This window comes from Paenibacillus sp. LHD-38 (assembly GCF_031157315.1).
In the GTDB taxonomy this organism is placed as follows: domain Bacteria; phylum Bacillota; class Bacilli; order Paenibacillales; family Paenibacillaceae; genus Pristimantibacillus.
Genome location: NZ_JAVIFU010000019.1, coordinates 1 through 12,545, shown reverse-complemented (window position 1 = coordinate 12,545; position 12,545 = coordinate 1). Strand labels below are relative to the sequence as shown.

Here is a 12,545-nt window from a genome sequence, read left to right as displayed (position 1 = left end):
AATACGATCGCTCCAATGCAACTGACATAATTATTTTGAACATATTGCCATGCTTAGTATGGCTTTATTTGCATTACTGGTATTCACGATTGATTGTGTGCTATAATGATTTGGATATTCTTAAGTAGGCTGCAGATAAAAGGAGTTTGAGAAAAGTTTGAAAACATTTGCTGAATTTGGCTTGGAACCGAAAGTGTTGCAAGCAATTACCGAACTTGGATTCGAGGAATCTACCCCGATTCAAGACAAAGCGATCCCTATTGCTATGGCTGGGCAAGATCTTATTGGCCAAGCACAAACGGGTACAGGAAAGACAGCGGCATTCGGAATTCCGCTCATTAACAAAATTCCGACAAGCGAGGAACGCATTGTCGCATTAATAATGACGCCAACCCGTGAACTCGCTATTCAAGTGGCTGACGAGATCGGGAAGTTAACTCGATACAAAGGTCTCCGCTCGTTGCCGATTTACGGTGGACAAGAAATTGGTCGTCAAATCCGTGCATTGAAGAAGAAGCCACAAATTATTATTGGTACGCCAGGACGTTTGCTTGACCACATCAACCGTAAAACCATTCGTCTTGAAGATGTACAAACCGTCATTTTGGATGAAGCAGATGAAATGCTCGATATGGGCTTCATGGAAGATATTCAATCCATCTTGAAGCAAGTGCCAGATGAGCGTCATACGATGCTGTTCTCTGCAACAATGCCGACGAACATTCAGAAACTTGCACAACAATTTCTGAAAAACCCGGAGCATGTTTCCGTAATTCCGAAACAAATTACAGCTCCACTAATCGAGCAATCGTACATCGAAGTGCATGAGCGTCAAAAGTTCGAAGCACTTAGCCGTTTGCTTGATATGGAATCCCCAGAGCTTGCTATCATTTTCGGCCGTACAAAACGCCGGGTTGACGAGCTAAGCGAAGCGCTTCAAAAACGCGGATACACAGCTGATGGCTTGCACGGAGATTTGTCTCAGAATCAACGGGATAGCGTAATGCGCAAATTCCGTGACGGTAGCATCGATGTATTGGTAGCGACAGACGTTGCTGCTCGTGGTCTCGATGTTTCGGGCGTAACGCATGTAATCAACTTTGACCTGCCGCAAGATCCTGAGAGCTACGTTCACCGTATCGGTCGTACAGGCCGCGCGGGTAAAGAAGGTACAGCATGGTCATTCGTTACTCCTCGTGAAACAGATCACCTGCATTTCATCGAGAAAGTAACACGTCAAAAGATGAGCCGCAAGCCGCTTCCTAGCATCGCAGAAGCGATTGAAGGCAAACAACGTATAACTGCTGAACGTCTTCTTGAAGTCGTTCAAAACGAGGAGTTCACTGAGTACAAAGCGATTTCGATTCAACTGCTTGAGCAATATGATTCCGTTCATTTGCTTTCCGCAGCAATCAAATTGCTGACTGGCGAGAAGAAAAACGTAGAAATCGAATTGACACCGGAAGACCCGCTTCGCGCGAAGAAACGCAAACCGGATATTCGTTCAAACGGTCGTCCATTCAATCGCAGCGGTTCGTCTTCTTCATATGGCGGCAATCGCAGCAGCAGCACAGGCGGCAGCGGCGGTGGTTACCGTGGTCGCGATGACAGACGCTCAAGCGGCAGCAGCACTGGTGGCAGCTCGCGCGGCGGTTACGAGTCACGCGGTGGCAGCAGCGGCGGCGGATACGCTGGCAAGAGAAGCAGTGAAGGTCGTCCTGAAAACCGTCGTCCAAAAAGCTCTTCCGAAGGTTTTTCAAACAACTAATTAATCGTTAACCTTATATTTTCGAAAAAACCGAGATTGTCCGTGATCCCTAACGGGCATCCGGACGACCTCGGTTCTTTTATTGTTCTTTTATTGTTTGGATTAGTAAGAAACGGATTTACTAGTGATAACAATAGAAAAAAACAAAACGAGAATGAAACCTGCAAAAGTGACTAACTGCGGTCTGCGTTTTTCTTTAGGCAGATGCCTCTAAAACTTTAATTAAGGCGTTTGAATAAATATCCTATGGGGTTAGGTTATAACCGTATAGAAGATAGCCTAGAAAGCTCAGTATCTGTCGGTTTTGTTCCCTATGTAAGGTAGTTTGGTGGGAGTAATCTTACTTTTCTGGAGGCAGATCCAATGGAACCAAGAGGGCTAATGGGTGGATTTTACCGAATTTCCGAATGGATCATGAGGTTATCGGTTATTAATGTATTGTGGCTAGTTTGTTCAGTTCCATTCGTTTTCTTCGCATGGGGATTGGTTTTGTCGCAGGATGCCAATCAAGTGTATTCCGCTCTTATTGCAATGGCGGTCGTTGCTCCTTTTACTTTATTCCCTGCAACAGCAGCTATGTTTGCGGTTGCTCGTAAATGGGTAATGGGCGAGACAGACGTACCATTGTTCAAGACGTTTTTCCGCGGCTACAAGGAAAATTATAAACAAAGTATGCTTGGCGGTATTATTTATACGATATTGTTAGCGATTATGATTGTTGACTTTATTGTTTATCGTGAGCAATTGAATTTGCTGTCATACATTTTTATAGCCTTTCTTGTGCTTTTAATCGTATCGTTGTTTAATTTTTTCTCCATGCTTGTCCATTATCATATGAAAACGTTTCAATTGCTGAAAAACGCTGTCCTTATCACGATCGGCAAACCTTTCCGTTCACTTTCAACAGCCATCATGAGCGGTGCGGTAATGTATTTCAGCACAAAGTTTACGTTTCTCATTCCGTTCTTTATGGGGAGCATCATCGCATACCTGGCTTTCTGGAACTTTCACTTGATTTACCAGAAGCTTCAGGATCAAGCAGAAAAAGCACGTTTAGCAGAAGAAGAAGAGGCTGAGAAAGCTGCAGAGCTTGATCGAATCGACCTTGTTAAGGATGATTCTAACAGCTCCAGTAAATAACAGCCGATCGAAGTTTACTTTTTCTTTTGTTCGGTCTATAATAGCAATACCTCCTGCGATGCTCGTTACGGCTTTACGCTGTTTTGAACCAATGGCTGTTTCACGGGAGACCAAAATCGAAACGTAGCTGACATGCCCCCGAAAGGGGATCTCAAAAGCGGTTCTGCGGTCACCCACCTGCGTAAGCGGGTTCAGAAACATGTGAGTCGGACGGCATAGGCGGGTTCCATTTTCAAATAAAGAGCATTTGCTGGTTAAATCCAGCGATAGCTCTTTTTTCATTGGACAAATCGTGGTATCATATAGAGTATTGTACATAGATGCCGGAGGGGGAGATCTTTGTTGTTGAAGCGGACCTTGATCGGGCTGCTGCGTAGTCATGAACAGACTGGTGACAGAGCCAAGGATCCAATGCTCAAATCTCATTTCTACAAGCTATCGAAAGACAAGGCTTGGGAAGAAGTGATATCGACTCTTAAGAAAATGCAAGGTTATAAGGTGCTGCACGAAGTGCAATCCGTTGGGGAAATTGTTCTAGAGAAGCGCACGGCATTTGGAAGAACGATGGACATTACCGTTTCCGTTATTAGCGTAAACCCGCTGCAATCGGCTGTCGATATTTATTCAGCATCCCGCGGCTCTTTAGGGGATCTTGGTTCTAATTACAGAGTCATTCTGGATTTGTACCGAACACTTGATAAGAAGCTTGCTGCATTCAAAGTTAATAATTAATACATAAACAAAGCGAGGAAGGGTATCCTTCACTCGCTTTGTTTGCAATCTTTATAAAAATGTGCTTGCAGCGAACTAAACGAGGGCTTTGACTGCGTTGATTGCTTGCTCGTAATTCGGGTGCTCCGTCATTTCAGGTAGGTATTCAACATATTGGATAGTATCGTTAGCGTCGATAACGAAGATTGAGCGTTGATCTAAACCAAGCTCTTTGATGTATACGCCGTATGAATCGCCAAAGCTATGTGCTTTGTAGTCAGACAGCAATACGACTTTATCGATTCCTGCAGCACCGCACCAGCGTGCTTGTGCGAATGGAAGGTCTACGCTTACGGTTAAAACAACGACATTGTCGCCAAGTGATCCAGCAGCTTCATTGAAACGACGCGTTTGCGCATCGCATACACCTGTGTCGATGGATGGTACAACGCTGATTAGTTTAATTTTACCGGAGTAGTCCTTAAGAGAAACATTCTCGACAAGCGATTTGTTAAGGTTGAAATCAGGAGCTTTATCTCCTACCTTCAATTCGGGCCCTACCAATGTGATCGGATTGCCCTTGAAAGTAGCGGCTCCATTGCGTTCTTGTGACATTCGAATAATTCCTCCTCTAAATTGTATGGTGAATACCTGATTAATTATAATCGTAATGAATCAGCCTTGTCCAATTGTTGGATAGAAAAGAGATGATCCTATGATCTTCTTGCGTTATGAAAGCTTTCGCTCGTACTTAAAACTTTATCCCGTAACTTCCGTCTTAATTGCGCTAAACATTATATACTTCATTATAATCGCATGGAATGGCGATCCTAATAATGTTTATGATGCTGCTAAATATGGTGCCTTTGTAACGGAGCCCGAAAATAATCCGTTTGGGATGCAGGAGCCATGGAGGTATATTACTTCTATTTTTATGCATTCCGGAATAGAGCATTTGTTGTATAATATGTTTGCTTTGCTCATATTCGCGCCGCCGCTGGAATATTTGCTAAAACAAGTGCGATATCTGGTTTTTTATTTGTTGTGCGGAATCGCTGGCAATGCAATGAGTGCCTTTGTCAACGTGGTTGAAGGTGACCTATACGAACATGTTGGTGTGGGAGCCTCAGGAGCAATTTATGGCGTCTATGGAGCTTTTTTATTCATCTCCTTATTCCGAAAGTCGCAGCTGGATGAAAGCTCGCGTAAAACGGTATATACCATATTAATATTTGGAGTTATCTATTCCTTCCTTGTGCCAAGTATTGATCTATGGGCACATCTAGGGGGCGCTCTAACCGGCTTTCTGCTTTATAATGTGTTTGACCGCGTAAAGACGCGAAGAAAACAGCGCCTATCATGAAAACTATGTATGTACGGGAGAGAAACTAACCGGTATGGAACTTCGTCAGCTTCATTATTTTGTAAAAGTGGCAAAAAAAGAGCATGTTACGCAAGCAGCTGAAGAATTGCATGTGGCGCAATCAGCGGTCAGCCGCCAGATTCATCAACTCGAAGAAGAACTTGGCGTTAAATTATTCGTTCAAAAAGGCAGGAACCTGCAGCTCACACCAGTCGGCCAGCTTTTCTTAAAGCGCGCTGAAGTCATTCTGGCTGATCTCGAGCGTGCGGTTATTGAGATACATGAGTTTCTTGATCCGGAGAAAGGCGAGATAAGGCTCGGCTTCCCACATAGTCTTGGGATTTCATTAATCCCGCAGGTGGTTGCGGCTTTCCGAAAATTACATCCGAATGTGAAATTTAGATTTAAGCAGGGGATGTATCCATCGCTTATCCGCGACATGGTCAAAGGCGAAATTGATTTGGCATTCATTTCTCCATTTCCTAATGAACATGAATTCGTATGCGGCGAGGTTTTGTTAACAGAAGAGCTGTGTGCAATTCTGCCTCCGGGCCATCGGTTATCAGACAAGGAATCAATCGAGCTGAAGGAGCTGGAGCATGAAACTTTCGTGTTGTTTAGCGAAGGCTACTCACTGAGGCCGATCGTTTGGGATGCATGCCAAGAAGCTGGCTTTACGCCGAGAATCGGTTTTGAGGGAGAAGAAACGGATACGATTAGAGGTTTGGTGGCTGCGGGGATGGGCGTGAGTCTTCTGCCTGAAATGGCTCTACATTATACAGGCCCCTTGCAGCCGACAAAGGTTCGTGTGACCGAGCCCCAAGTGACTCGAACGATTGGTCTTATTCGGCGGTCTAATGAAAAGCTGCCGTTGGTCGCTAAGGTGTTCCACGGCTTCCTGCTTCGTTATTTTCAAGATACAATGGAAAAACCGGTTAGATGATATAGAAAAGGAGCTGTTCCGCTTGGTCTTTGCAGACCGTTTTGGAACAGCTCCATTTTTTTGCGTTTGTTATTCCTGCCGGCTACCGCCAACAAAGATTAAGATGTATCTGACAAGCTCCAAGAGAGAAAGGAGGGCGGCGGCTACATAGGTTAATGCTGCTGCGTTAAGCACCTTCGCGACTCCGCGTTCCTCGTCATTGGTGATGAAACCTTCGGCAATCATGATATCGCGTGCGCGGTTGCTGGCATTAAACTCGACGGGAAGCGTAATGACCTGGAAAGCAACGGCAACCGAGAAAAAGATGATGCCGAGTCCGATTAAATTCAATGCCGAGAATAGAATTCCGGCGATGAAAAGAAAAGGAGCGACGCCGGAAACAAAATTCACGATTGGAAAGATACGGTGGCGCAGAACAAGCATAGGATAATGCTCGGCATGTTGTATAGCGTGACCAACTTCATGACAGGCAACGGAAACGGCAGAAATTGTATTTTCATAATATACAGGTTCAGACAGACGAACGACGCGATGTATCGGATCGTAATGATCGGTGAGCACGCCACGCACAGGTTCGATGGGCAAATCATGCAGCCCATTAGAATCGAGCATGCGCCTCGCAGCTTGATAGCCGGTTAAACCGCTGTTAGCATGTACGGAAGTCCATTTCTTAAAAGTACCTTTAACGCGGAATTGAGCCCAAATCGTTAATATAAAAGCGAGTATAATTAAAATGTAGATAAACGTCATTGAGTCATACCTCCATTTTATTGATGCGATCTAAGGCTACATAAGAGAGCTTTTGTTAATTAGAAGCATGAGTGCCTCGATACAAGCAGCGGTTTGCGGCATGAGACGCGTGTAAAGGTGGTTGGCTTGCCTTGGCTTGAGATTTTTTATAACAGGCTCCAGTTCCTTCACTTCACGTTCCAGCTGGCTTATATGATGCTGCAGATCCGTTAGCTTGCGGGAGACCTGCTCCTCAGCCGTAATCTTACTCCAGCTTTCAATAGCGGCTTTGATCTCATCTAATGTATATTTATCTTTTTTCATCTGTTCAATACGTTCTAAGCGCCGCAGGGTTTCGTCTGAATAGAGGCGATAGTTTTTGGCGGAACGCTCTGCAGGCTCGATTAGACCGATTGAAGTATAATAATCAATTGTACGTGGACTGATATGCGCTAGCTTCGATAGTTCTCCGATTCGATACATTTTCAAATCCTCCATTCGTTCAGAATATATAAAGTATTTTCATTCAAGCTTTATCCTTATTTTATTGCTGCAATTTGCATAAACAATAATTATCTTCTATTATAGTGATTTTTGCTAACGCCATCTTATGGAAAAGGGCTAACGTCTGTACCTCTAATGATAATAGGAAAGTAACCATACAGTCAAACGCGTTACATGGCTTTAAGTGAAATGTTCATCGACCGGATAGCGCAATTGTATTTCTACTATATAACGCCTTCAATAGTGACATGAATCAGATTAAAGTCTTATGATACAAAAATGATTTCATGAAATAGGAATCAATGCCTATATAATGAGAAAATGCGAAGAATAAACAGGCCAAATGGGTGATTTAGGGAACGTTTTGTTCAAAAACTTAACGTTCGTGTCAGATTTCGTGCCGAACGTTTGATTTTTTTTGTAAATTTAGATAAAACGTATTGTCAAATTGAGCACTACTGACTATAATGACATTAAGTCTTTCCTCTCATGTAAGGAAACATAACACTTAGGGAGTGGTCATAATGATTAAGAAAACAATGTTAGCTTTAGGAATCTTCACCTTATTGTTTCCGGTAATGGCGTTTGCAGAGGATCCTTCCGCCGCAACGTTGAACATGGGTCTAAACTCGCTTTGGGTTATGCTCTCGTTCATTCTCGTTCTACTAATGCAAGGCGGATTCATTCTTCTTGAAACGGGTTCGACTCGTATGAAAAATGCTGGCCACGTGGCAGGCAAAACGATCTTTACTACTGGCCTGGCTGCACTTATTTATTGGGCATTCGGTTACGGCATTACTTTTGGCGGCGATAGCGGCATTAATGCACTAATCGGTTGGGGTAACTTCTTCTTTGATCCTTCCATTACTGCTGGTGAAGGTGAAAATTATCCAAGCACAGTGTTCTTCTTGTTCCAACTAGCATTTGCAGCAGTATCGCTTTCTATCGCATGGGGCGGTTTTGCAGAAAGAGCTAAACTATCCTCCTACATCGTATTTACATTATTTTTTACTGCGATTATTTACCCGGTAGTAGCTCACTGGATCTGGGGCGGCGGTTGGCTTGCTGAAGACGGAGCACAGGATTTCGCGGGCTCCACGGTCGTTCACTTAACAGGTGCGCTTGCCGCATTTGCAGCAACCGTATTACTTAAGCCGCGTATCGGTAAATTCAATAAAGACGGCTCGGCAAACGAAATTTTGGGTCATAACCAAGTTTTCACTGCACTTTCCGTTTTGCTTCTATGGGTTGGTTGGTTTGGATTCAACGCGGGCAGTACGGTAGCTATCGGCGATGGATTCTTCGGATACGTAGCATTTAACACGATGCTTGGAGCAGGCGCGGGCGGCGTGGCAGCACTTCTTATTTCTTGGGCAGTTACAGGTAAAGCGGATATTACATCAATGCTTAACGGTACGCTTGCAGGTCTTGTTGCAATTACAGCATCTTGTGCATACGTCGCTCCTTGGGCTGCGGTAGTGATCGGTCTGGTTGCCGGTGTTCTTGTATTCTACAGCGTGAAGTTCTTCGAAAAAATTAAAGTCGATGATCCAATCTACGCATTGTCCGTTCACGGAGCAGCTGGTATCTGGGGTACGCTTGCTAACGGTATCTTCGCCACACAATTACTTGCGGATAAAGTTGGCGTAGGTACAGGCGGCTTGATCGACACGGGCAGTTGGAAGCAACTATGGGTTCAATTTGAATCGGTTGTCGTAGTTGGCGCATTCGTACTTGCAGCTTCGTTTCTTATCCTTGGCATTATGAAGCTTGTCATGGGCTTCCGTGTTACGGAAGAGCAAGAAATTATCGGTCTTGACCTGAGTGAGCATGGGGCTTATGGTTATCCTGAGCAAATGAAAAAAGCAGGTCAAAACTTTTAAGGATAATGCAATAACCATGATGGACTGACCGAAGGGAGAGGGCATCGCATGAGTGATCCGGTGCGATTGCAGCTGCTAAAGCAGATTGGTTCAGCCGATCATGTAGAAGGGCTGCGAAACTTGCGGGATCAGGTACACGAGCATATGGAAGCTCTTCTCCCCACGCGTCCGGTCGAACAATTTAACGAACAATTGAATGAGGTGCACGATGCGGTAATAGAACGCTCGATTATCCTCGCAGAAGCGGAAATGGCACGGTTGGGGAAGGGTTCTCCCCCCGTGCCTTACGCATATTTATTGTTCGGCAGCGGCGGTCGGAAAGAGCAGACTTTGTCAAGCGATCAAGACAGCGGAATTGTCTATCGGGATCCAGTGACCGATTCAGCAGAAGTTAAGGATTATTTTAAAGAGCTTAGCGAGATTATTGTTCAAAATCTTCAAGGGGTAGGTTACCCTCCATGCGAAGGCAATGTGCTGAGCAGCAACCAGGAATGGTGCTTATCACTTTCAGAATGGGGCAGTAAACTGGATCATTGGTTCGAAGAACCGGCATGGGAGGCAGTGCGATATTTGCTTATCATTGCGGATGGCCGCGGAGTATATGGGGACTTTGGGTTGGTTGAAGAACTAAAGGACTTGTATTTTACCGACATGCTGAACCATCCGATCATTTTGAAGCGAATGTTGGACAATACCTTGCGCCATAAAGTACTGCTTGGTTTTTTTGGTCAACTTTTAAAGGAGCAGTATGGCGTGGATGCCGGCAGCCTTGATATTAAATACGGCGCTTATATTCCAATGGTCAATTCAATCAGGCTTTTATCTATTCAGGAAGGCATTCGCGAAACATCCACATTGGAGAGAATCAAAATGCTTGTGCACGCTGGCAAGATGTCTGAAAAGGACGCCGTAATTTACGATCAAGCTTTTCGAATACTGCTGCGTCTCCGATTAATGACAACCGAACAAAATTCGGATGGCTTATATGCAAATAATGGCAAGATGTCGAGTCGCAAATTGACGAAGGAAATGACTGATGAATTAAAGAGTAGTCTGCGTCTGGGTAAGAAACTGCAAAGAGCAGTTTTTAAGCAAACAATGGGCAGGCTTACTTAAGGCGGTGGGGAAATGAAGGAACAAAAAGGCGTCGGTCGGATGTGGAACCTATACAAAATGGGAGGATTTACGCCTGCCATCGCTTCTATGCTAGGCTCGCAAAATGCGCAGCAAATGGCGTTTATTCGTAATGTCAATAAAGAACAGCGTAAGCAATCGATGTTCGACATGCCGCTTAAGGAGCTTGAGGTCATTGTATTCGATCTGGAAACAACGGGCTTCTATCCGAATAACGGTGATGAAATTATTTCGTTTGGAGCCGTACTGCTGCGGGGCGGTGAAATCGTGGAGAACGAAACGTTCTACAGCCTCGTTAATCCCAAACGGAAAATACCGAAAGCGATTGTTGAGCTGACGGGCATTACAAACGAAATGGTGCAGGATGCACCTGATTTAATGCAGGTGCTTCACGATTTTATGGAGTTTGTCGGCAGACGACTGCTCGTGGCGCATGCTTCGGGTCACGACAAGCAGTTTCTGAACGCGGCATTATGGCGAACCTCTAAAATTAATTTAAACCACAGAGTGCTGGATACGATGATGGTAGCGAAGTGGCTGGAGCCGAACCTGGAAGGATACAGCTTGGATGAACTTCTGGATAGCTGCTGTATTCCAATTACGGAACGGCATCATGCGCTGCAGGATTCGATTATGACGGCCAAGTTATGGCAAAACTATCTCGCTCGTATTCTGGAGAGGAATATTACGACGCTGGGCGATCTTTATGCTTATTTAAGCAAGCACTAACTGCATGGGAATAAATGCACCTTCCGTGCGACGGTAGGGCTGTACGTGAGGCGTTTCGATGTTGCGTAATGAAACAATCCAATAGGATAGCTCAGATGCTGGGAGAAAGCCTTCAGAGTCGCTAGAAGATGGAATGGCCTCTGTACGCGGATGAGAATGAAATAAGCCGACAAGCGTTTGTCGGTTTTTTTGCATTTCAAAATAAGCGGCAGTCCATTCGGCTGGATCAAAGGTAAACGAATGAGTGGGATCGATATGTTTATTGGTGATCGGAATGATCGTATCGATTATGGTTGGGTTTTCACTCTGCATTGATTCTCGGCTGCTAACTAAGATCCCGCAAGCCTCCATAGGCCGAGCGTGTTTACAAATGCTTATAAGCAGATCATATGCGGATTTGGTGATCATGCCTTTCGATTGCTGCGCTTCCATATTAACGCCTCCTTCTTAGTCATTCATATAAGTTAACATATAAATTAAGTGGAACGAAATAGGTCCAAGCGCGCTAATCGGAGCAGATAGTGTATGAACGATACGATAGTTACCGATAATAGGACAATCACAAAAGTCAAGACACCGTTAAACGTGACGTTTTTATGGCTAATATGCCACTTGCCTTGAGCTTCCATTCGGTGCATGATACCATGGAGCCATACATGAAAATGATATTGCGAGAGAAGGAAGGTACGTCATGAAACGCGTTATTGCTCTTTTTACCATTGCGCTGCTTTTTGCGGGATTAGCTGTATTTCAATATAAAGATGACGGTACGGACTCTGTTACGCTGGCGGCTCCAGCGGGAGATTTTAAACCGAAGGCGGGATACGAAGCAACGGTTTTCAAACTTCCCGCACTTGATGAGCAGTCTTACGAAATAGGAGGGCAGCAGGGCAAGCTTACCTTCGTTAATTTTTGGGCATCCTGGTGCGGACCCTGTGAGCTTGAGGCGCCAGATCTGCAGCGTTTGCATGAGCAATATGGGGATGCCATTCAGCTGTATGGCGTAAATGCAACCAAATATGATAAAGAGCGGGCTGCCAGGGATTTTGTGAATGAGCATGAGTTTACGTTTCCGATATTGATGGACCGGGTGGGCGATGTTACGAAACAATATAAGGTCGATACGTTTCCGACAACCTTCCTTATCGACAGTGAAGGCGTCATTAGGGAACGCATTAACGGAGTCATTCCCTATGAAGAATGGCAGCGGTTGATTGAAAAGTGGATGTAACCAAGCGTAAATGGCTGCAGCTGTCCATTGGCTGAGAAAGCTCGGTTTGCGGATTTAGAAGAGAATACTTATAAAATCTTATATAAAAAAAGGGTTGGCTGGAAATCACAATAAACTGGCCCCTTAGTCAAGGACACTTTGAAAAAAAGAGTGTTAAGCTGCACTTAGTAGATGATTCCTGTACTGAACAGGAGTCATCTTTTTTAGTCCCCACTGATATCGGTGATGGTTGTAATAAAAAATATAACGCTTAACTTCTCTTTGTAATTCGGCAAAAGTAGTACAGTTCTTGCTCTTAACATGATCCTTCATGTGACCGAAAAAGGATTCTTGGGGTGCATTGTCCCAGCAGTTACCACGTCGTGACATTGACTGTCCTAGGCCCTTCTTCTTCAATAGTTTCTGATAGG

At 44.6% G+C, this 12,545-nt stretch carries 14 protein-coding genes and 1 other RNA gene; 10 read left to right on the top strand and 5 right to left on the bottom strand.

The window, feature by feature from the left end; all coding sequences use genetic code 11:
• The first annotated feature begins 157 nt into the window (after positions 1–157).
• The 4 genes from cshA to RCO25_RS17320 all read left to right on the top strand — a co-directional run bounded on the left by cshA (position 158) and on the right by RCO25_RS17320 (position 3,640).
• Positions 158–1,768 (top strand): degradosome RNA helicase CshA, encoded by a 1,611-nt coding sequence (gene cshA / locus RCO25_RS17335; RefSeq protein WP_308997401.1) that lies wholly within the window; start codon positions 158–160, stop codon positions 1,766–1,768.
• 363 nt (positions 1,769–2,131) lie between these two features.
• Positions 2,132–2,908 carry a YesL family protein gene (locus RCO25_RS17330; RefSeq protein ID WP_308997400.1) on the top strand — a complete coding sequence of 259 codons (777 nt, stop codon included), beginning with the start codon at positions 2,132–2,134 and terminating at the stop codon, positions 2,906–2,908.
• 47 nt (positions 2,909–2,955) lie between these two features.
• Positions 2,956–3,138: non-coding RNA, 6S RNA (gene ssrS / locus RCO25_RS17325), on the top strand.
• 112 nt (positions 3,139–3,250) lie between these two features.
• Positions 3,251–3,640, top strand: a complete 390-nt coding sequence (locus tag RCO25_RS17320) for a DUF1499 domain-containing protein (RefSeq protein ID WP_308997399.1) — start codon at positions 3,251–3,253, stop codon at positions 3,638–3,640.
• A gap of 75 nt (positions 3,641–3,715) precedes the next feature.
• Here the strand turns inward: RCO25_RS17320 and tpx are convergent, their stop codons facing one another.
• Positions 3,716–4,234, bottom strand: a complete 519-nt coding sequence (gene tpx / locus RCO25_RS17315) for a thiol peroxidase (protein WP_308997398.1) — start codon at positions 4,232–4,234, stop codon at positions 3,716–3,718.
• A 100-nt stretch (positions 4,235–4,334) separates the two neighbouring features.
• Here tpx and RCO25_RS17310 point away from each other — a divergent pair, with 100 nt between their 5' ends.
• Positions 4,335–4,982 (top strand): rhomboid family intramembrane serine protease, encoded by a 648-nt coding sequence (locus RCO25_RS17310; protein WP_308997397.1) that lies wholly within the window; start codon positions 4,335–4,337, stop codon positions 4,980–4,982.
• 34 nt (positions 4,983–5,016) lie between these two features.
• Positions 5,017–5,925 carry a glutamate biosynthesis transcriptional regulator GltC gene (gltC, locus tag RCO25_RS17305; protein ID WP_308997396.1) on the top strand — a complete coding sequence of 303 codons (909 nt, stop codon included), beginning with the start codon at positions 5,017–5,019 and terminating at the stop codon, positions 5,923–5,925.
• 69 nt (positions 5,926–5,994) lie between these two features.
• Here gltC and RCO25_RS17300 read toward each other — a convergent pair whose 3' ends face one another.
• A complete protein-coding gene (locus tag RCO25_RS17300) occupies positions 5,995–6,675 on the bottom strand; it encodes a zinc metallopeptidase (RefSeq protein ID WP_308997395.1) in 681 nt (226 codons plus the stop codon).
• A gap of 36 nt (positions 6,676–6,711) precedes the next feature.
• Complete coding sequence (locus tag RCO25_RS17295; RefSeq protein ID WP_308997394.1) at positions 6,712–7,137, bottom strand: MerR family transcriptional regulator; 426 nt, start codon at positions 7,135–7,137, stop codon at positions 6,712–6,714.
• A gap of 545 nt (positions 7,138–7,682) precedes the next feature.
• Here RCO25_RS17295 and RCO25_RS17290 point away from each other — a divergent pair.
• Genes RCO25_RS17290 through RCO25_RS17280 form a run of 3 tightly spaced genes read left to right on the top strand, consistent with a single transcriptional unit; the run spans position 7,683 to position 10,904 of the window.
• Positions 7,683–9,041: an ammonium transporter gene (locus RCO25_RS17290; RefSeq protein WP_308997393.1), complete on the top strand. Its 1,359-nt coding sequence runs from the start codon at positions 7,683–7,685 to the stop codon at positions 9,039–9,041.
• Between the two features lie 48 nt (positions 9,042–9,089).
• Positions 9,090–10,157, top strand: a complete 1,068-nt coding sequence (locus RCO25_RS17285; RefSeq protein ID WP_308997392.1) for a DUF294 nucleotidyltransferase-like domain-containing protein — start codon at positions 9,090–9,092, stop codon at positions 10,155–10,157.
• A 12-nt stretch (positions 10,158–10,169) separates the two neighbouring features.
• On the top strand, positions 10,170–10,904 hold the full coding sequence (locus RCO25_RS17280) for a 3'-5' exonuclease (RefSeq protein ID WP_308997391.1): 735 nt from the start codon (positions 10,170–10,172) through the stop codon (positions 10,902–10,904).
• Here the strand turns inward: RCO25_RS17280 and RCO25_RS17275 are convergent.
• On the bottom strand, positions 10,890–11,336 hold the full coding sequence (locus tag RCO25_RS17275) for a M67 family metallopeptidase (protein ID WP_308997390.1): 447 nt from the start codon (positions 11,334–11,336) through the stop codon (positions 10,890–10,892). The two genes, RCO25_RS17280 and RCO25_RS17275, sit on opposite strands and share 15 nt — an antisense overlap.
• A 259-nt stretch (positions 11,337–11,595) precedes the next feature.
• On the opposite strand from RCO25_RS17275, the gene RCO25_RS17270 reads away from it, so the two are divergent.
• Complete coding sequence (locus tag RCO25_RS17270) at positions 11,596–12,135, top strand: TlpA family protein disulfide reductase (RefSeq protein ID WP_308997389.1); 540 nt, start codon at positions 11,596–11,598, stop codon at positions 12,133–12,135.
• A gap of 153 nt (positions 12,136–12,288) precedes the next feature.
• Here the strand turns inward: RCO25_RS17270 and RCO25_RS17265 are convergent.
• Positions 12,289–12,545: IS3 family transposase (locus tag RCO25_RS17265; RefSeq protein WP_308997388.1), on the bottom strand; the 257-nt coding region annotated here is incomplete at its 5' end.